The following is a 19,087-nucleotide window of genomic DNA, read 5'->3' on the forward strand; positions in this document are numbered from 1 at the left end:
GGCGCACCCCCGGCCCCCGCCCTGGCGGGGTCAGCCGCCGAAGGCCTGGGAGACGGCGTAGATGGCGAGCCCGGCCAGGGCACCGACTACCGTGCCGTTGATGCGGATGAACTGCAGATCACGGCCGATGTGCGCCTCGATCTTCTTCGAGGTGTGCTCGGCGTCCCAGCCCGCGACGGTGTCGGTGATCAGGGAGGTGATCTCGCTCTGATAGGTCGTCACCACATAGACGGCCGCGCCCTCCAGCCAGCCGTCCACCTTGTGCTGCAGCCGCTCCTCGCCGGCCAGCCGCCGGCCCAGGGACAGCAGCGCCGCCCGCACCCGCAGCCGCAGTTCGCTGCGCTCGTCCTCGGCCGCGGCGACGATCATGGCGCGCACCGAGCCCCAGGCCGAGGCGATCAGGTCCTGCACCTCGCCGCGCCCCAGCACCTCGGACTTCAGCCGCTCGACCTTGGCGCGGGTGTCCGGGTCGGACTGCAGATCGTCCGCGAAGTCCCGCAGGAAGCGGTCGATCGCCCCGCGTGCCGGGTGCTCGGGCATATCGCGCATTTCGGTGACGAAGCGCATCAGCTCCTTGTAGACCCGGTCGCCCACCTTGCGGTCGACGAACCGCGGGGTCCATCCGGGCGCGCCGCCGGAGACCGCGCTCATCACGGAGTCGCCGTGCTCGACCAGCCAGTCATGGGCGCGGGCGATGACCAGATCCACCACCCGCCGGTGGCCGCCCTCGGCGACGACCTTCTCCAGCATCGTGCCGATCCCGGGCGCGATCTCCTGGGCGTCGGCGCGGCGGGTGATCGCCTCGCCGACCACCGCCTGTACATCGGAGTCACGCAGCACGGTCAGCGCGCCGCGCAGTGCGGTGGAGAGCTCGGCGGTGACCCGGTCGGCGTTCGCGGGCTCGGCGAGCCAGCCACCGACCCGGCGGCCGATGCCGACGGAGCGCAGCCGGCTGCGGACGACCTCGCCGGAGAGGAAGTTCTCACCGACGAAATCACCCAGACTCTGACCCAGTTGGTCCTTTTTGGTGGGAATGATCGCGGTATGCGGGATCGGCAGTCCCATCGGCCGTTTGAACAGCGCGGTGACCGCGAACCAGTCGGCCAGCGCACCGACCATCCCGGCCTCCGCCGCCGCCGCGACGAACCCGGTCCAGCCGCCCACCCCGGAGGCGCCGGCCCATTTCGCCAGGACGTAGACCAGCGCGACGGCCAGCAGCAGGCCGGTGGCCAGCGTCTTCATCCGGCGTACGGCGCGCCGGCGCTCCTCGTCGGCGGCGCCGTACGCGAAACCGCCGGCCGGCACGGGCCGGCCCGCCGGCGTCGAGTGCGGCACCGGTGCCCGTTCCGCTTTCGGCGCCGTATCCGCATTTGTGCGTTCCATCCGCTCCACCGCTCCCACCGTGCCCCCCGCCATCCATCCGGACCGTCCCGCTCCGCACACCGGCCGCCGGTCCGGCCGTATATCCCACTGTGACCTACTCCTGGAACGAACCACGAGTTCCCCGCGTCCATGCCATGGGGGCATCGAGCGGGGCGCCGGGCGGCGCGCCCGAGGTCCGTGGGATCATGAAGGATCGATCGGACCGCAACGGTGCCGCTGATCATCCGCTGCCCTTGCCCGCCCGGAGCGCGCTGCTCCGCTTTACCCAGGAGACCTCTCCCGCATGAAGAAAAGTGTGGGTTACTCCCTGCTCGCCGGTCTGGCGGCAGTGGTGGTGCTGATCTCGACCGCGATATTCGTCGGCTTCGGCGGCGATGACGGCGGGCTGGGCAGCTCTCCGCACAAGCCGCGCGACCCGGCGGCGCCGGCGGTCTCCGGACAGTGGATCGGCACCTGGTCGGCGGCCGCGGCGGCGGCCGAGCCCGGCACCCTGAACGGCTACGCGGGGATGTCCATACGCAACGTCGTGCACACCAGCGTCGGCGGCTCGGGCGTCCGCATCCAGCTCTCCAACCTCTACGGCACCCGTCCGCTGGTGGTCAGCCACGCCACCCTGGCGCTGGCCGCGGCCCCCAGCAACCCCACGGCGGCGAGCGGCACCATGCGGCGGCTGTCCTTCGGCGGCAAGCCGGCGGTGACCATCCCGGCGGGCGGCGCGGTCACCAGCGACCCGACCCGGCTGAAGGTGCCCGGCGACGCGGACCTGCTGGTCACCACGTACTCCCCGTCCCCCTCGGGGCCGGCCACCTATCACCCGTACGCCCGGCAGACCTCGTACCTGGCGCGCGGCGACCGCGCCGAGGACGCCACCGGCGCGGCCTACACCGAGCAGAGCCCGTACTGGCGCTATCTGACCGGTGTGGACGTGTGGAGCACCCAGGCCCGCGGCTCGGTCGTCGCGATCGGCGACTCGATCACCGACGGCATCACCTCCACCGCCGGCGCCAACCACCGCTGGACGGACTTCCTCGCGGCGAGGCTGCGCAACGAACCCGGCGCGCCCCGCTACGGCGTCCTCAACCAGGGCATCAGCGGGAACCGTCTGCTGGTCAACGGCTCCCGGTTCTCCCCGAACAACGGGCCCAGCGTGCTGACCCGCCTGGAGCGCGATGCGCTGTCCCGTACCGGAGTGAAGGCGGTGATCGTCGAGATCGGGCTGAACGACCTGTTCAAGACCCCGCGCCAGCTCGACCCGCAGAAGGTCGTCGCGGGTATGCGGGAGCTCGTCCGCCAGGCCCACGCCCGCGGTCTGCGCGTCACCGGCAGCACCCTTACGCCGTTCGGGGGGCACCGCGGTTACTCCACGCTGCTGAATTCGGTCCGCGAACGGGTCAACCGCATCATCCGCTCCGGCACCGTCTACGACGAGGTCGTGGACTTCGACAAGGCGCTGCGCGACCCGTCGGCGCCGCTGCGGCTGCGGCCCGCCTACGACTCCGGTGACCATCTGCACCCGAGCGACGAGGGCTTCCGGGCGATGGCCAACGCGGTGAACCTCGCCCACCTCAAGCTGGCCGCGCCCGCCGCACTGTAGGGCCGGTCCGATGGATCAGCACCGCCAGGGCCGTGATCCGTCGGACCGGCCCGCAGGCGAACGGAGCAGCCGCCGCCTCAGCCCAACTCCTTGCGCGGATTGCCCTCCAGGCGGCGCTGCTCCTCCTTCAGCCGGCGCTTCTCGGCCTTGAGCAGCTTGCGCTCGACGCCGACGCCGCCCATCAGCGCCAGGCCCCGGACGATCACGCGGGGCGCACCGGGCTCGCCCGGCACCCCGTCCTCACGCGAGTCGAAGCCGCCCATGATGCCCAGACCGCGCACGTCGACATCGACGCCCGGCGGCACCACGATGTTCACCCCGCCCATGAGCGCCCAGCAGGTGATGACGACTTCGGACCCGGCGAAGTTCGCCTCGCGCAGATCGATCTCGCCGCCGCCCATGAGGCAGAACGCCGTGAAGCGGCGACCGATCGTCCACCGGCCCTTGCGCTGGAAGCCGCCCAGGAGGGCGATGCCGACCGCGGAACCTTCCGCGCCGTCCACGATCCGCTCCGCCCACGGCGTCGGTGCCGCGCTCTCCTTGCGTAGCGACAGCGGGGCCGGGCCCGCCGCGGCCACCGGCAGATCGGCGGTGAGCGGCTCCAACTCCCCGTAGGTGCGGGCCTGGTACGTCGCATCGAGCCGCTCGTCGAACTCCTCCATCGCCAGCCGCCCTTCCGCGACGGCGTCCCGCAGGACCTCGGCGACCCGCTCACGGTCGGCGTCGGAGGCGCGCAATTCAGGGAGGTCTTCAGTCATACGGACACGTTAGAGGGCGCGGCCCCCCTTGCTCCCGCTCCGCCCGGTATCCGCCCGCTTCCCGCCCCCCGCGTACAGCTCGGCGATCAAGGTCTCGATGTCCGGCTCCCGCACCGACAGATCCACCAGCGGATAGCGCGCGGCGACCGCCGCGACCAGCGGCGCCGCGCTCTGCGACGCCGGGAACGCCAGCCACTGCCGGGGCCCGTCCACCTTGACCGTCCGGGCGCCCGGTACGCCCTCGATCGGCGGCAGTTGCCGCTCCAGGTCCACCACCAGCATCCGCTCACCGTCACCGGCCGCCCGCAGCCCGTCGAGGCCGCCGTCGTAGACCAGACGGCCGTGGTCGATGACCATCACCCGGCGGCACAACTGCTCGATGTCGGTGAGGTCATGGGTGGTCAGCAGGACGGTGGTGCCCCGCTCGGCGTTCACCTCGCGCAGGAACTCGCGCACCTTCGCCTTGCTGATCACATCGAGGCCGATGGTCGGCTCGTCCAGATACAGCACCTCGGGGTCGTGCAGCAGCGCCGCCGCGATATCGCCGCGCATCCGCTGCCCCAGCGACAGCTGCCGCACCGGTACGGCCAGCAGCGGGCCCAGGTCCAGCAGCTCGACACAGCGCTCCAGGTTGGCGCGGTGGACGGCGTCCGGGATCCGGTACATCCGCCGCACCAGCTCGTAGGAGTCCTTCAGCGGCAGGTCCCACCACAGGGTGGTGCGCTGCCCGAAGACCACCCCGATCCGGCGGGCGAGCCGGGTCCGTTCGCGCGCCGGATCGATGCCCGCGATCCGCAGCCGGCCACCGCTGGGGACCAGAATGCCCGTCAGCATCTTGATCGTGGTGGACTTTCCGGCGCCGTTGGGACCGATGTAGCCGACCATCTCGCCGCGCGGCACCCGGAAGGAGATGCCGTCCACGGCCCGGACCTCCTGGCGTACCCTCCGCAGCCGGCCCGCCTTGCGCCGCACCGAGAAGACCTTCTCGACGCCGTCCACCTCGATCAGCGGCTGTGCCGCGGCCCCCTCGCCCACCACGCGTCCTCCTCCGTCGTCCCGTTCGTCGTCCACTACTTGATAGGCCGTCAGCTTCCGGTGCTGCGGTACGACCGGAGCCCCAGCCGCCACGCCAGCCCGGCCCCCGTACACATCAGCGCCGCCACCACGGGCCCCAGAAAGTCCACCCAGCCCGGCAGCCCCAGCGGATCGGGGCGGCCCAGCAGTCGCAGCGCGGGCAGCCAGTTCACGAAGGCCAGCGGGACGAGGAAGGTGACACCGCGCACCAGCTCCTTGGCGAACACCGTCGGCGGGTACTGCAGCATCGCGTTGCCGCCGTAGGTGAAGGAGTTCTGCACCTCGGCCGCGTCCTGCGCCCAGAACTGGAAGGCTGCGCCCGCCGTGAAGACCGCAGCGAAGATGGCCGTTCCGCACACCGCCATCAGCGGCACCATCAGCACCCGGCCCACCGTCCAGTCCACCTGGAGGCGGGACAGCGACCAGCCGAGCACCAGCAGCGCCTGGGTGATCCGGCCCAGCCTGCGCAGCGCGAAACGGTCCGCCGCGATCTGCGCGAAGACCGGTGCGGGGCGCAGCAGCAGAACGTCCAGGGTGCCGTCCCGCACCCGCCGGCCCAGCCCTTCGATGCTGCCCAGCAGCAGATCCGCCAGACCCAGCGAGACTCCGGACGTCCCGTACAGGAAGGCCACTTCGGGCAGCGAGAACCCGCCGAGGGCGTCGATCCGCGAGAACATCAGCATGATCGCGACGAAGTCCAGGGCGTTGGCCGCGAAGTTGCCGAACGCCATCATCAGGAACGAGGTCCGGTAGGCGAGGGCGGAGCGCACCCACATCCGCACGATCAGCCCGTACGCGAAGAGCCCCTGGGCGAGGCGGCCCCCGCCGCCGGCCCGGTCCTCCGGCCAGCCGCTAACCACCGTGCACCACCACCTTGCGGGTCGCCGCCGACTGCACCAGCCGCCCCAGCGCCAGCAGCGCCCCACCCCATGCGGCCTGGAACACCAGTCCCCGCAGCACCGCACCGCCAGTGCGCGCACCCACCAGCACATCGGCCGGCACCTGCAGGACCGCCGCCCATGGCAGCAGCTGGGCGACCTCGCCCAGACCGCCGGGGAAGACCCGCAGCGGCAGCACCATCCCCGAGAAGAACATGCAGGCCAGGCCGCTGATCAGGGCCAGCCCCGCGCCGTCGAGGAGCCAGAACGACGCCAGTGCGACGAGATAGCGCAGCGTGAAACTGACCAGCACCCCGAGCAGCACCGACAGCAGAAAGCAGCCCCAGGTCAGCGGATCGCCGGGCAGTGCGAGCGGAAAGGCCAGGGCGCCCACCGTCATCGGCACCACCCCACGGCCGAGCAACTGCAGCCCGGCGCGCCCCAGATCAGCGGCCAGCCACCACAGCTGCAGATCAGCGGGCCGGTAGAGGTCCACCGCGATATCGCCGGTACGGATCCGCTCCTGCAGCTCGTCCAGCCCGCCGCCCATCAGCCCCGTGGTGGCCAGCAGCGCCTGCGCGGTCCACACGAAGGTCAGCGCCTGCGCCTGGTCATAGCCGCCCAGATGCGGCCGCTCGTCCCACAGTGCGATATACGTGAAGGCGACGATGAAGCCGAAGACGGTGTTCGTGAACACGCCCGCCACGGTCGCGATCCGGTAGGTGGCGTACCGCCGGAAGCTGCCGGCCGCCACCGCGACGTACCACACGACGCGTTCCCCCAGCCCCGTTGTCGTCGGACGGCCAAAGAACCGGAGCCTAGGCCCCGGGGCGCGGCAGCCGCCATCGCATTATCACCGCTTCGGGTGAGCCGTGGGCGCCGTTCAGCCGGTCAGCTGGCGGACTTCGGTGCGCGCCACCCCACCTGACCGGGGCATTTGATGCGAGAGTTTCCCAACGGGCGGCAGTTGCTCTTGCGGCGCACCGCGCGAAACCCCCGACACGACACGACCGCCGCGGTACAACCTTCGGCGGCGGCCGAGGAGTCCTTACCTACATGAGCGGACAACGCACGGGCTGGCGCCGTGTCCTCCCCACCTGGCGCATGGTGCTGGGCACCGTGCTGCTGTTCCTGCTGCTCATCGTCGGCGGGCTGGTCGCCGGCTATCTGCTCGTCGGCATCCCGCCGGCCAACAGCGCCGCCAAGGCCCAGAGCACCGTCTACCTCTACTCCGACGGCTCCGAGTTGGCCCGCGACGGTGAGATCAACCGGCAGAACGTCACCCTCAGCCAGGTCCCGAAATCCGTCCAGCAGGCCGTACTCGCCGCCGAGGACCGCGACTTCTACGCCGAGTCCGCTGTCGATCCCGCCGCGATGCTCCGCGCCGCCTGGAACACCGTGACCGGCAAGGGCAAGCAGTCCGGCTCCACCATCACCCAGCAGTACGTGAAGAACTACTACCTCGGCCAGGAACAGACCGTCACCCGTAAGGCCAAGGAATTCTTCATCGCCATCAAACTGGACCGCGAGGTGAGCAAGGACAACATCCTGGAGGGCTACCTCAACTCCAGCTACTACGGCCGCAACGCCTACGGCATCCAGGCCGCCGCGCAGTCCTACTACGGCCGCAACGCCGATCAGCTGACCCTCGCCCAGGGCGCCTACCTCGCCACCCTCCTCAATGCCCCCAGCGCCTACGACATCACCGCCCACCCCGGGAACCGGGCGCGGGTGCTGGCGCGCTGGAACTACGTCCTGGACGGCATGGTGAAGCAGAAGTGGCTCACCAAGGCCGACCGGGCGGCGCTGGAGTTCCCCATGCCGAAGGCCGCCAAGCCGTCAGCGGGACTGTCCGGCCAGCGCGGCTACCTCGTCGAGGCGGTCAAGAACTACCTCACCGACAACAAGATCCTCGACGAGGACACCCTGCGGGCCGGCGGCTACCGCATCACCACCACCATCAGCAAGAAACGCCAGAACGCCTTCGTCAAGGCGGTCAACACCCGGGTGATGGACCGCCTCGACGACTCCCGGAAGGTCGACCGCTACGTCCGGGCCGGCGGCGCCTCCATCGACCCCGCGAGCGGCCGGGTCGTCGCCCTCTACGGCGGCATCGACTACGCCAAGCAGTTCGTCAACGGCGCCACCCGCAGCGACTACCAGGTCGGCTCCACCTTCAAGCCGATCGTCTTCGCCTCCGCCGTACAGAACAACTCCACCACCCAGGACGGCGCCCGGATCACCCCCAACACCCTCTACGACGGCACCAACAAGCGGATGACGATCAGTCACGGCTCCCGCACCGGCTTCGCGCCCGCCAATGAGGACGACCGCTCCTACGGCCCGATCACCGTCACCGAGGCCACCGACAAGTCCGTCAACGCCGTCTACGCGCAGATGGGCATGGACGTCGGCCCCGGCAAGGTCAAGGCCACCGCCGTCGACCTCGGCATCCCCGCCCGCACCCCCAGTCTCGCCTCGTCCCAGGGCGCGATCTCGCTGGGCACCGCCACCCCCAGCGTCCTGGACATGACCCAGGTCTACGCCACGCTCGCCCACCACGGCACCCACCGGCCGTACACCCTGGTCGACAAGGTCACCAAGAGCGAGGAGGACCTCGAACTGCCCGAGCGCGAGGAGACCACCGCCGTCCCGCGCTCCGCCGCCGACACCACCACCTCGATCCTGCGCAGCGTCGTCGACGGCGGCACCGGCACCGCCGCCCAGGGCGCCGGGCGGCCGGCGGCCGGCAAGACGGGAACCGCCGAAGAGGACAAGGCCGCGTGGTTCGCGGGCTACACCCCCGATCTCGCCACCGTCGTCGCGGTGCTCGGCCAGAACCCGGAGAGCGCCGCACAGGAGCCCCTGTACGGCGCCGGAGGGCTGTCGCGGGTCAACGGCGGCGACTACCCCGCCCAGGTCTGGGCCGACTACACCGCGGCCGCGCTGAACGGACGCCCGGTCCGCGACTTCGACCTGCAACTGGAGGCAGGCGCTGAGTCGGTGTCACCGTCGCCGTCCAGCAGCGACTCGGCCTCGCCCGGCGTCTCGGGCTCGCCGTCCACCGGCCCCAGCGACTCGCCCACCCTCCCCACGCCGACCCCCGGCGGCCCGACCCCGCCGACCGGCCAACCGCCCACCCCCACCCCGCCGACCCCACCCGCACCGACCGCCGAGCCCACCAACGACTTCCCGACGTTCGAGCCCCAGAGCGACGACCTGGAGCAGCGGCTGCGGTGGCGGTGGGGCGGCGGGTAGCGGAGCGCCGTACGGCAGGCGGCGGGCAGCGGCCGGGCCACCGTACGGGGACGGGGAAGGCCGTAAGGGGACAGGGAAGGCCGTACGGGGACCGCGTACGGGGACCGCGTACGGGGACCGCGTACGGGGCACGCAGCACGGCAGGCGCGCGCCACGGAGCCGACGTCCCGTCAGTGCCCCGACGTGGCCTTGAGGCCGACCACCGCCACCAGCAACAGGCAGATGAAGAAGACCCGGGCCGCCGTGGCCGGTTCGCCGAGCACCATCATGCCGACCACCGCCGCACCCGCCGCCCCGATGCCGACCCACACGCCGTAGGCCGTACCGATCGGCAGGGTCCGGGCCGCGTACGAGAGCAGCAGCATGCTGGCGACGATGCCCGCGCCGGTGAACACACTGGGCCACAGCCGGGTGAACCCATCGGTGAACTTCATCCCGATCGACCAGCCGACCTCCAGCAGGCCGGCGACCATGAGCAGGATCCATGCCATGACGGGCACCTCCGCGAAAAGAGCTTCAACAGGGGTGCGTCGTCTTGTCGTGACCCGGTACGGCGCGTCTCGTCGGGTGCTTCCCGAGGCTAGCAAAGGGCAGCGAAACGGGCGGTGACCTCGGTCACCGCCCACCGGGCCCCGGACAAGGGCCCGGAAAAACCAGGGCTACCGGCTCCACCTTGGCGACGTACCGACCCGCCCGGGGGGAACCGCGGACGGGGCTACAGGTACAGCCCGGTCGCGTCCTCCGCGCCCTCCAGCCGCTCCGCGGCCACCGCATGCAGATCGCGCTCGCGCATCAGCACATACGCCACCCCGCGCACCTCGACCTCGGCCCGGTCCTCCGGGTCGTACAGCACCCGGTCGCCCACCTCGACGGTCCGCACGTTCTGCCCGACCGCTACCACCTCGGCCCAGGCCAGGCGACGGCCGACCGCCGCGGTCGCGGGAATGACGATGCCCCCCGACGAGCGGCGCTCGCCCTCGGGGATGTCCGTCCGGACCAGCACACGGTCGTGCAGCATCCGGATCGGCAGCTTGTCGTGGGTGTCCTTGGTGTTATTCGGGCTCACGGCATGACCGTACCTGCCCGCGGACGCCCGGCACGCACCGCGGCCGCCCCGGGCCCCGCCCCGAGCGGCCTCGCCGACGTCCGGTGCGACGGGGTCGCACCCCGAAGGGGCGCGGGGAACCGCGCGACCCGCCACGACGCAGCCACGGACGGGACGGCACCGCTCGGCACTTCCCGCCGAACGCTCAGCCGCGCCGCCTGGCGCGCAGCGTCAGCAGACCGATCACGGCCACGCCGGCCATCGCCACCGGAACGATCCGCTCCAGCCGCGGCACCCCGTCCTCCGACACGAACTGGGCCCGCACATCCGAGATCGCTCGATTGGCGGCCACGTACGCCCGCCCCGCCGTACGGTCCACGGCGGCCGCCGTCCTCGCCTTGGCATCGTCCATGATCGTCTTCGGGTGCAGCCGCACACCGATCTCGTCGAGCGTGACGGCGAGCTCCTGCCGCCTGCGGACGATGTCCGCCTCGATCTGCGCCGGGGTCCTGGCTTCCGCCACCGCGCTGCCTCCGTCGTCTCGCGCCGATGCGTACGAGGGCCGGGCACGAGGCCCCGTACGGAACCGGCCACATAGCTGACTGCCGATTCGTGATGGACAGTCTGTCAGCTCACGCCCCCATGCGCCCCACAGCACCCCCGTTTCGCACCCCCGAGACGCCCCTGGCACCGTTCCGCACTCCGGCTGGCTAATGTCGGGGGCGTACGGACCCACGCTAAGGAGAGCCATGAGCGAGCGACTGCAGCCCGGCGACACCGCCCCCGCCTTCACCCTGCCCGACGCGGACGGCAAGCAGGTCTCGCTCGCCGGCCACCAGGGCCGCAAGGTCATCGTCTACTTCTACCCGGCCGCCCTGACCCCCGGCTGCACCAAGCAGGCCTGCGACTTCACCGACAACCTCGACTTCCTCACCGGCCACGGCTACGACGTCATCGGCATCTCCCCCGACAAGCCGGAGAAGCTCGCCAAGTTCCGGGAGAAGGAAGACCTGAAGGTCACCCTCCTCGGCGACCCCGACAAGCAGGTCCTCACGGCATACGGCGCCTTCGGCGAGAAGAAGCTCTACGGCAAGACCGTCACCGGCGTCATCCGCTCCACCGTCATCCTCGACGAGGAGGGCAAGGTCGAGCGCGCCCTCTACAACGTCAAGGCCACCGGCCATGTCGCCAAGATCATCAAGGACCTGGGGCTGTAGCGCACCTCGCCCCCACCCGGTCCGGCAGCTCCAGCACGGCCGGCGCCCCGCGTCAGGGTGGCCCGGGGCAGAAGCCGTTGTCGGTTGCGGCGAGTGGAAGACCGATTCCCGGCGCTGTCGCCGTAGAGTCCGGCAGTTCCAGCACCGCTTCGGCGCCGCCGTCCGCGGCGGCGCCGAAGTCCAGCCGGGCCCCCAGCACATCCGCCTGCCCGGCCGCGATCGTCAGCCCCAGACCGTGCCCGGTCCCCCGCTCCGGCGCAGCCGTACGGAACCGCCGCGGCCCCTCCGCACACAGCTCCGCCGGATAGCCGGGACCGTGATCGCGCACCACGATCCGCGCCCCCGCCACCACCACCTCGATCGGCGGCTTGCCGTGCTTGGCCGCGTTCGCCAGCAGATTCACCAGCACCCGCTCCACCCGCCGCCGGTCCGTCTCCACGATCCGCGGCTCGCCCTCCACGGTCACCGACACCTCGTCCACCCCGCGCTGGCGCGCCGCCCGCTGCACGATCCCGCGCACCAGCGACGGCAGCTCACAGGCGTCCAGATCCGCCCGCTCCACGCCCGCGTCCAGCCGCGAGACCTCCAGCAGATCCTCCACCAGCCGCCGCATCGCCTGCGCCCGGTCCCGCACCAGCTCCACCGCCCGCGGCTGCGGCAACAGCTCCGCGGCCGCCACCAGACCGGCCACCGGCGTCCGCAGCTCATGCGCCACATCCGCGGTGAACTCCCGCTCCGCCTCCACCCGTGCCGCCAGCGACGTCGCCATGTGATGGACACTGCGGCCCAACTCGGCCACCTCGTCGCGGCCATGGCTGGCCAGCGCATCCGCGTCCGGCGCCGCACCCGCCGCGATCCGCCGCGCCGCCGCCGCACTCAGCCGCAGCCGCCGCGACAGCCGCTGCGCCACGAACCACGACACCCCAGCCATCAGCACGACCGTGCCGCACCCCGCGATCAGCAGCGCCCGGTCCAGGGCCAGTTGCGCCGGATCGTCATGGGGATACGCCGCCGACACCGACAGCGAGCGCGTCGGAGCGCTCCCACCGCCGTCACCGACCCCGGTCGCCGCCCACACCCGCGGATCCTCACCTCCGCTGACGTACGTCCCCGACTGCTTGTGGAACACCGCCGCCCGCAACGGCCCCGGCAAGGTCGCATCGTCCAGCTGCGCCCCCAGCGCCAGCGTGCCGTCCCGCTCGTAGATCTGCAGCGCCGAACTCAGCCGGTCATCCTGGTACGCCCGCGCCGACCGCTCCCGCTCGGCATCCGCTATGTGATGCACCGCAAACCCGAGCACCACCACGGCCAGCGCCGTCATACAGGAAATGGCCAGGGCGATCCGGCCTCGAATGCCCATCACGCGAGGTTGTACATCTCCGTCGTGTCACCGAGCGGCGTCGAGCCGTCGTACGTCACCTCAAGACCGGTGAACACCAGCCCGCCGTCGACCGGCTTCGGACCGTAGAGCCGGAAGGTCGCCGGGTAACCCGAATCCGCGCCCGCCCCCGCGGCGGTCTTCTCCACCTGCACCACACCCGCACCGAACGCTTCCCGCGCGCCATAGACCTTCCACCGGATCGCGGTCGCCACCATCCCCGCGTCCCGGCAGGTCAGCGTAATCACATGCGGCTTGACCGCCGGCTTGCCGATCCCGCAGTCCCGGACGCCCGGCAGCCCTCCCGGCTCCTTGGCATCCTCCTTCACGTCCTGCACCGCCGACGTCTTCGGCGCGGCATCCAGGGCCGACGCACGGTCCGACGCCTGGCCGAACCACACCCCGCCGCCCGCCAGCGCCGTCACCACGCCGAAGGACGCCAGCGCGGTACGCCCCCGAACCCAGCGAGACCCTTCGCGATCGGTCATCACGATCTCCTCCCGGGGACCAGCCCCGTACCCCCACCCCAGCAAACACGAATGCCGCGCCCGGCGCCCCACTCTCCCGTCCCCCGGACACAGGCTGATTGCTCGAACGCTGCGGTGACCGCTCGGCTGTGTACCAGTCCTGTAACAAGCCCCGTCATACCTCTGGCGCGGACCCCGCCCCGGCCTGTCCGGACCCGGTCCCGGTGCTCCGGACGGCCCATCCGGCGTGACGAATCTCGCTTCATCCCGCCAGAGTGGTTTGGATCGGCGCTCCGCTGCGCAGGCGCACCTGTCGTATACCTACCGCGCACCGCGCGCTGACCGACCGAGAGGACCGCCTCGTGCCGACCGGCAGCACCGAAGCCGAACCCGCTCCCGACCCTGACCGGGACGCGCTCAAACGCCACCGGGTGCTCTTCCGTGCCGTCGCCCGGCGCAAGAACCCCAAACTGCGGCGCACCGACATCACCGTGACCGACGAACGCGTCGTCAAGCGTGCCGTGAAGGCCGCCGCACTCGGTAATGCCATGGAATGGTTCGACTTCGGGATCTACAGCTATCTCGCGGTCATCATCGGCAAGGTCTTCTTCCCCGGCGGCAGCGACACCACCAGCCTGCTGTCGTCCTTCGCGACCTTCGCCGTGGCCTTCCTCGTACGCCCCATCGGCGGCGCCTACTTCGGCCCCCTCGGCGACCGGATCGGCCGCAAGAAGGTCCTCGCCTTCACCATGATCATGATGGCGCTGGGCACCTTCTGCATCGGTCTGATCCCGTCCTACGCCACCATCGGCTTCTGGTCCCCCGCCCTGCTCATCCTCTTCCGCCTCGTCCAGGGCTTCTCCACCGGCGGCGAGTACGGCGGCGCCTCCACCTTCATCGCCGAGTACGCCCCCGACAAGAAGCGCGGATACTTCGGCAGCTTCCTGGAGATGGGCACCCTCATCGGCTACACCGGTGCCGCCGGCATCGTGCTGCTGCTCAACACCACGCTCGGCGACGACGCCATGCTCCACTGGGGCTGGCGCATCCCGTTCCTGGTCGGCGGCCCCCTCGGCCTGGTGGGTCTCTACCTCCGGGTCAAGCTCGACGAGACCCCCGCCTTCCAGAAGTTCGAGGCCGCCCACACCCACAGTGCCACCGGCTCCGTCGTCGAGGCCGAGGCCGAGTTCTCGCACCTCTCCGAGAACGCCCCCAAGAAGAAGATCAGCGAGATCTTCGCCCAGCAGTGGCCCACCCTCATCCTGTGCATCGCCCTGGTCGGCGCGTACAACATCACCGACTACATGCTGCTGTCGTACATGCCGACCTACCTGACGGACACCCTCCACTACGAGGAGTCCCACGGCCTGCTGATCCTTCTCGGCACGATGATCGCCCTGATGTGCATCATCAGCACCATCGGCAAACTGAACGACCGCTACGGCCGCAAGCCGCTCCTGATGACCGGCATGCTCGGCTTCTTCATCACCGCCATCCCGGCCTTCCTCCTGGTCAACCAGGGCAGCATCGGCGCGGTCATCGGCGGAATGGCCCTCCTCGGCCTCTCCCTGGTCTGCCTCCTGGGCACCATGTCCGCCGCCCTCCCCGCCCTCTTCCCCACCAGCGTCCGCTACGGCTCCCTCTCCATCGGCTACAACCTGGCCGTCTCCCTCTTCGGCGGCACCACACCCCTGGTGATCACCGCCCTCATGGACGCCTTCAACCAGAACGTCATGGTCCCCGCCTACTACACGATGGGCGCCGCCCTCGTCGGCGTCATCGCCGTGGCCTGCATGAAGGAGACCGCCCAACAGCCCCTCGAAGGCTCCCCGCCCTCCGTGGCCACCAAGGAGGAAGCCGTCGAACTCATCGAGGCACAGACACCGGAACCACGCTTCTGACCTGCGCCGCACAGCGCGAAGGGGCCTCGGGAGATCTCCTCCCGAGGCCCCTTCCGCCTTTTCCGTCACCCGCCGTAACCGGCCCTGCGTTCGATCGTTGTTCAGTTCGAGAGGCGCGCGGGGGTGGGCCCGGTGCGCGGAAAGAGGGGGACATGGCGGTCAAGTACACACCCGAGCGGCTCGCTGAGGCCGCACGCGCATCATCGTCGTTCGACGACGCCGTGCGATGGTTCGGTGGGACACCGACGCCGGGCAGCAGACGCTATCTGCGCGCAAAGATGCGGGAAGCGGGCGTCGACACGAGGCACTTGGCACCCCTTGGCGTACGGCACACCGAGGCCAGACTTCGTGAGCTCGTGGCCTGCTCGCGCAGCAACGCCGAGGTCGTACGCCGCCTCGGCATCAGCCCGGTCGGCGGGAATCAAGCTCACATCGGGCGACGCATCGCTGAACTGGGCATCGATACCTCGCATTTCACCGCCGTGCCCCGCAAACACCCCAAGAACACCAAGCGCGACCATCTGGTGCTGGGCGCGCCGGCCGACGGACGTACTGGGGGTGAGCGCCTTCGCAAGGAAGTGCTGCGCCGAGGGGTTCCGGAGCGATGTGCAATATGCGGCACGGGTGTGGAATGGAACGGCAGACCGTTGCGCCTGGAAGTCGACCATCTCAACGGTGACTGGTGGGACAACCGCCCGGCCAACTTGCGTTTGCTGTGCCCCAACTGCCATGCGGTGACCGATACCTATCGCGGCCGCAAGCCGCGGCGGAAGTGACGTCCTGTCCATGGCCCGGCACGTCACGTATACCCGCGACCTGCTTACCCGTACAGCCGCTGACTCCACCAGTCTGGTCGACATGCTGCGCCGACTCGGCGCGCCCTTGGGCAGCGGTCCGCGCAGATACCTACGCGACCGGTTGACGCACCATGGCGTCGACACCGCGCATTTCGTCGACGAGCCGCTCCCTCGACGTCAGCGCCGTTCGTACACCGAGGCGCTGCTCAGGGAAGCCGCCGCGCAGTCCCACAGCATCCGCGAAATGCTGGAGTACATGGAAGTTCCGCCGTATGACAGCGCGTACGGGTACCTCCGCAGGAAGCTGGACCGATTCGGCATCGACACATCCCACTTCACCTGCCGCAGGTATGGCTCTCTCCTGCTCCCACGCGGTGAACTGGAAGTGGCCGTGGCCACCTCACAGAGCCTCGCCGGCGTCCTCGCACGCCTCACCCGGGCCGGGAATGGCACGTCCCGGAGAGCAGTGATACGCAGCATCTCGGCATACGGCCTGTCGACCGAGCACTTCACCGGTCAGGGCCACAGGCGTGGGCTTCCTTCCCCGAACCGCAAGTCGGCGGACAACATCCTGCGGCAACGCGAACCGGGTTCCCGACGTGAGAAGACGATGTTCTTACGCCGGGCCCTCGACGAGAAGAAGGTGCCCCGGCAGTGCGCGGAGTGCACCCTCGGGGAGAGCTGGCAGGGCAAGCGGCTCGTCCTGGAGATCGACCACATCAACGGCGACAGGCTGGACAATCGTCTGGGGAACCTGCGTTATCTGTGTCCCTCCTGCCACAGTCAGACGAGGACTTTTTCCTGCCGACCGGCGCACACCGTGATCCCCGCACAACCGCCCGGCCGGGCACAGTAAAGTAGGCGCGCGGGCCCGTACCCCAGCTGGCCAGAGGGCGCCGGTTTAGGTCCGGTGTGTCGTGGGTTCGAGTCCCACCGGGCCCACCTGCGCGTACGGCCTCCCCGTCGTTGGACGGGGAGGCCGTTTTCGTGCGTACGGACCGACTACCGCCTCAGCCCAACAACTCCCGCACCACCGGTGCCAACGCCCGGAACGCCTGGCCGCGGTGGCTGATGGCGTTCTTCTCGTCGGGGGTCAGTTCGGCGCAGGTACGGGTGTCGCCGAGGGGCTGGAGGACGGGGTCGTAGCCGAAGCCGCCGGTGCCGGTGGGGGCGTGGCGGAGGGTGCCTTCGAGCCTGCCCTCGACGACGCGCTCGGTGCCGTCGGGGAGGGCGAGGGCCGCGGCGCAGGCGAAGTGGGCGGCGCGGTGTTCCTCGGCGATGTCGGCGAGCTGGGCGAGGAGCAGGGCGAGGTTGGCCTGATCGTCGCCGTGCGTGCCGGCCCAGCGGGCGGAGAAGATGCCGGGGGCGCCGCCGAGGACGTCGACACACAGGCCGGAGTCGTCGGCGACCGCCGGGTGGCCGGTGGCCTTCGCGAGGGCGTGGGCCTTGAGGAGGGCGTTCTCGGCAAAGGTGACGCCGGTTTCCTTGACGTCGGGGATGTCGGGGTAGGCGTCGGCGCCGACGAGGTCGACGTCGAGGTCGGCGGCTTCCAGGATGGCCCGGAGTTCGATGACCTTGCCGGCGTTGCGGGTGGCGAGGATGAGGCGACGGGGGCTTGCGGGGCGTCCACCGGTTTGAGGCTGCATGGGGAGTGATTATCCCGGTGTGCAGATCTTGGTCATTTCATGGGCCCCGTCGACGATCGGCTGGATGTCGGGGGCCTTGTTGCTGTCGAGGGCCTTGCGGGCGGCCCTGATGCCGTTGTTCGTCTTGTCGACGGCCTGGGACAGCTCGGGGTCGTTCGCGTCCTTGCTGAGCTTCTTCAGGTTGGCGTCGATGTTGTCGAGGGCCTGCTCGGCCTTCTGCGGATCGGTGAGGGCGTTGTCCGCGGCCTGCTGGAGTTTGTCGACGGCGTTGACGACGGAGGTGGCGGCGTTGGCGCAGTCCATGGCCTTCTGGACCGCTCCGCAGGCGGAGAGCAGCGGTATCGCGAGGGTGGCGGCGGCTAACGCGGCGAGTGCGGTGGTGGCGGGGCGACGGTGCCGGCGCGGGCGCGGGGCCATGGTGCGGTTCCTTCCCTTGGGTCATGCTCGGGCAAAGGAAGAAACGCGGGGCGGGGTTGTTTGGTTGCCCGGGGACCGGGACCGGGGGCGAGGATCGGACACCGGGGCCGGGAAGCGGGGGCCGGACGGCCGGGCCCGGCAACCGCGGCCCCGACACCCGGCCACCCAGCCAACCGGCCAGCCGGCCAACCGATCAGATGAGGCCGGTCTGGGTGAGCAGCATGGCGAGGACGACGACGAGGGTCCAGCCGAGGATGTTCTCGAGGAGCCGGGAGTCGTCCTGGGGCCCGCCGGTGCGGGCGCGGGCGCGGGGTGCGGTCACGGCAGTCGTGGGCATGGATCCACCATGCGACGCCAGCGGGGGCCTTTTCCAGAGAGGGACGCCCTATGAGAAAAGGGTCACAGGGGGAGGTTTCCGGGTCCTCCCCCTGTGGTGCGTGGCGTCAGAGCGGTGGGCGGGCCCGCCGCCGTGCGCTCAGAGTGTGCGGGCCAGCGCCACCCGCTGGACCTCGTCGAGGTCGGCGCAGCCGGCGACGGCGAGGTCGAGGAGGGAGTTGAGTTCGTCGCGGGCGAAGGGTTCGGCTTCGGCGGTGCCCTGGACCTCGACGAAGCGGCCGTCGCCGGTGCAGACGACGTTCATGTCGGTCTCGGCGCGGACGTCTTCCTCGTAGCAGAGGTCGAGGAGGGGGGTGCCGCCGACGATGCCGACGCTGACGGCGGAGACGGTGCCGCTGAGGGGCTTGCGGCCGTGCTTGATGAGCTTCTTGCCCTGGGCCCAGGTGATGGCGTCGGCGAGGGCGACATAGGCGCCGGTGATGGCGGCGGTGCGGGTGCCGCCGTCGGCCTGGAGGACGTCGCAGTCCAGGACGATGGTGTTCTCGCCGAGGGCCTTGTAGTCGATGACGGCGCGCAGGGAGCGGCCGATGAGGCGGCTGATCTCGTGGGTGCGGCCGCCGATCTTGCCGCGTACGGATTCGCGGTCGCCGCGGGTGTTGGTGGAGCGGGGCAGCATCGAGTACTCGGCGGTGACCCAGCCTTCGCCGGTGCCCTTGCGCCAGCGCGGTACGCCCTCGGTGACGGATGCGGTGCAGAAGACTTTGGTGTCACCGAAGGAGATGAGGACGGAGCCTTCGGCGTGCTTGCTCCAGCCGCGTTCGATGGTGACCGGGCGGAGCTGTTCGGGGGTGCGGCCGTCGATGCGAGACATGGCGTAGACCCTATCGGGAATGGCGAGGGCCCCACTCCGGGGCGGTGGACCGTCCGGTGCGGGGCCT

The 19,087-nt window shown here is 70.6% G+C and carries 20 protein-coding genes, 1 tRNA gene and 1 riboswitch; of the genes, 7 read left to right on the top strand and 14 right to left on the bottom strand.

What is annotated here, in order from left to right:
* Positions 1-30: 30 nt before the first annotated feature.
* Entirely contained in the window at positions 31-1,383 is a 1,353-nt protein-coding gene (locus tag ACWGI6_RS13960) for a DUF445 domain-containing protein (RefSeq protein WP_453267712.1), read from the bottom strand.
* 283 nt (positions 1,384-1,666) lie between these two features.
* Here ACWGI6_RS13960 and ACWGI6_RS13965 point away from each other — a divergent pair, with 283 nt between their 5' ends.
* On the top strand, positions 1,667-2,977 hold the full coding sequence (locus ACWGI6_RS13965) for an SGNH/GDSL hydrolase family protein (protein ID WP_453267713.1): 1,311 nt from the start codon (positions 1,667-1,669) through the stop codon (positions 2,975-2,977).
* 77 nt (positions 2,978-3,054) lie between these two features.
* Here the strand turns inward: ACWGI6_RS13965 and ACWGI6_RS13970 are convergent, their stop codons facing one another.
* The 4 genes from ACWGI6_RS13970 to ACWGI6_RS13985 form a co-directional block, all read right to left on the bottom strand.
* A complete protein-coding gene (locus tag ACWGI6_RS13970; protein WP_453267714.1) occupies positions 3,055-3,735 on the bottom strand; it encodes a DUF1707 SHOCT-like domain-containing protein in 681 nt (226 codons plus the stop codon).
* Positions 3,736-3,744: 9 nt separating this feature from the next.
* Complete coding sequence (locus ACWGI6_RS13975; protein WP_453267715.1) at positions 3,745-4,773, bottom strand: ABC transporter ATP-binding protein; 1,029 nt, start codon at positions 4,771-4,773, stop codon at positions 3,745-3,747.
* A gap of 47 nt (positions 4,774-4,820) precedes the next feature.
* Positions 4,821-5,585, bottom strand: coding sequence for an ABC transporter permease (locus ACWGI6_RS13980; RefSeq protein WP_393907411.1), 765 nt, complete (start codon positions 5,583-5,585; stop codon positions 4,821-4,823).
* 76 nt (positions 5,586-5,661) lie between these two features.
* Entirely contained in the window at positions 5,662-6,456 is a 795-nt protein-coding gene (locus tag ACWGI6_RS13985; RefSeq protein ID WP_453267716.1) for an ABC transporter permease, read from the bottom strand.
* A 287-nt stretch (positions 6,457-6,743) separates the two neighbouring features.
* Here ACWGI6_RS13985 and ACWGI6_RS13990 point away from each other — a divergent pair, with 287 nt between their 5' ends.
* Complete coding sequence (locus tag ACWGI6_RS13990; RefSeq protein WP_453267717.1) at positions 6,744-8,945, top strand: transglycosylase domain-containing protein; 2,202 nt, start codon at positions 6,744-6,746, stop codon at positions 8,943-8,945.
* A gap of 170 nt (positions 8,946-9,115) precedes the next feature.
* Here the strand turns inward: ACWGI6_RS13990 and ACWGI6_RS13995 are convergent, their stop codons facing one another.
* From ACWGI6_RS13995 to ACWGI6_RS14005, 3 genes are all read right to left on the bottom strand, one after another.
* Positions 9,116-9,436 carry a DMT family transporter gene (locus ACWGI6_RS13995; protein WP_453267718.1) on the bottom strand — a complete coding sequence of 107 codons (321 nt, stop codon included), beginning with the start codon at positions 9,434-9,436 and terminating at the stop codon, positions 9,116-9,118.
* Between the two features lie 33 nt (positions 9,437-9,469).
* Positions 9,470-9,530, bottom strand: a riboswitch (guanidine-III (ykkC-III) riboswitch).
* A 130-nt stretch (positions 9,531-9,660) separates the two neighbouring features.
* Positions 9,661-9,963, bottom strand: a complete 303-nt coding sequence (locus ACWGI6_RS14000) for a GroES family chaperonin (protein ID WP_048828920.1) — start codon at positions 9,961-9,963, stop codon at positions 9,661-9,663.
* A gap of 232 nt (positions 9,964-10,195) precedes the next feature.
* On the bottom strand, positions 10,196-10,513 hold the full coding sequence (locus ACWGI6_RS14005; RefSeq protein WP_393907294.1) for a DUF3618 domain-containing protein: 318 nt from the start codon (positions 10,511-10,513) through the stop codon (positions 10,196-10,198).
* A gap of 226 nt (positions 10,514-10,739) precedes the next feature.
* Between ACWGI6_RS14005 and bcp the strand changes: the two genes are divergently transcribed.
* Positions 10,740-11,207 (top strand): thioredoxin-dependent thiol peroxidase, encoded by a 468-nt coding sequence (gene bcp / locus ACWGI6_RS14010; protein WP_453267719.1) that lies wholly within the window; start codon positions 10,740-10,742, stop codon positions 11,205-11,207.
* 52 nt (positions 11,208-11,259) lie between these two features.
* Here bcp and ACWGI6_RS14015 read toward each other — a convergent pair whose 3' ends face one another.
* Positions 11,260-12,567: a sensor histidine kinase gene (locus ACWGI6_RS14015; protein WP_453267720.1), complete on the bottom strand. Its 1,308-nt coding sequence runs from the start codon at positions 12,565-12,567 to the stop codon at positions 11,260-11,262.
* Positions 12,567-13,073: a hypothetical protein gene (locus ACWGI6_RS14020; RefSeq protein WP_453267721.1), complete on the bottom strand. Its 507-nt coding sequence runs from the start codon at positions 13,071-13,073 to the stop codon at positions 12,567-12,569. Before ACWGI6_RS14020 ends, ACWGI6_RS14015 begins: the two co-directional genes overlap by 1 nt.
* A gap of 341 nt (positions 13,074-13,414) precedes the next feature.
* Here ACWGI6_RS14020 and ACWGI6_RS14025 point away from each other — a divergent pair, with 341 nt between their 5' ends.
* The 4 genes from ACWGI6_RS14025 to ACWGI6_RS14040 all read left to right on the top strand — a co-directional run bounded on the left by ACWGI6_RS14025 (position 13,415) and on the right by ACWGI6_RS14040 (position 16,692).
* Positions 13,415-14,953, top strand: coding sequence for an MFS transporter (locus ACWGI6_RS14025; protein WP_453267722.1), 1,539 nt, complete (start codon positions 13,415-13,417; stop codon positions 14,951-14,953).
* Positions 14,954-15,105: 152 nt separating this feature from the next.
* Positions 15,106-15,729, top strand: a complete 624-nt coding sequence (locus ACWGI6_RS14030) for an HNH endonuclease (RefSeq protein WP_453267723.1) — start codon at positions 15,106-15,108, stop codon at positions 15,727-15,729.
* 10 nt (positions 15,730-15,739) lie between these two features.
* A complete protein-coding gene (locus ACWGI6_RS14035) occupies positions 15,740-16,606 on the top strand; it encodes an HNH endonuclease signature motif containing protein (protein ID WP_453267724.1) in 867 nt (288 codons plus the stop codon).
* Positions 16,607-16,617: 11 nt separating this feature from the next.
* Positions 16,618-16,692 (top strand) — tRNA-Leu (locus tag ACWGI6_RS14040).
* Between the two features lie 68 nt (positions 16,693-16,760).
* On the opposite strand, the gene rdgB is transcribed toward ACWGI6_RS14040, so the two are convergent.
* The 4 genes from rdgB to rph form a co-directional block, all read right to left on the bottom strand.
* A complete protein-coding gene (gene rdgB, locus ACWGI6_RS14045) occupies positions 16,761-17,396 on the bottom strand; it encodes an RdgB/HAM1 family non-canonical purine NTP pyrophosphatase (RefSeq protein ID WP_453267725.1) in 636 nt (211 codons plus the stop codon).
* Between the two features lie 9 nt (positions 17,397-17,405).
* On the bottom strand, positions 17,406-17,813 hold the full coding sequence (locus tag ACWGI6_RS14050; RefSeq protein WP_453267726.1) for a hypothetical protein: 408 nt from the start codon (positions 17,811-17,813) through the stop codon (positions 17,406-17,408).
* 193 nt (positions 17,814-18,006) lie between these two features.
* Positions 18,007-18,150, bottom strand: a complete 144-nt coding sequence (locus ACWGI6_RS14055) for an SCO1431 family membrane protein (protein ID WP_453267727.1) — start codon at positions 18,148-18,150, stop codon at positions 18,007-18,009.
* 138 nt (positions 18,151-18,288) lie between these two features.
* The gene (gene rph, locus ACWGI6_RS14060; RefSeq protein ID WP_453267728.1) at positions 18,289-19,020 is read right to left on the bottom strand and encodes a ribonuclease PH; all 732 of its coding nucleotides are present in this window, start codon (positions 19,018-19,020) and stop codon (positions 18,289-18,291) included.
* Positions 19,021-19,087: the final 67 nt, after the last annotated feature.

The organism is Streptomyces sp. NPDC054786, from assembly GCF_053611685.1.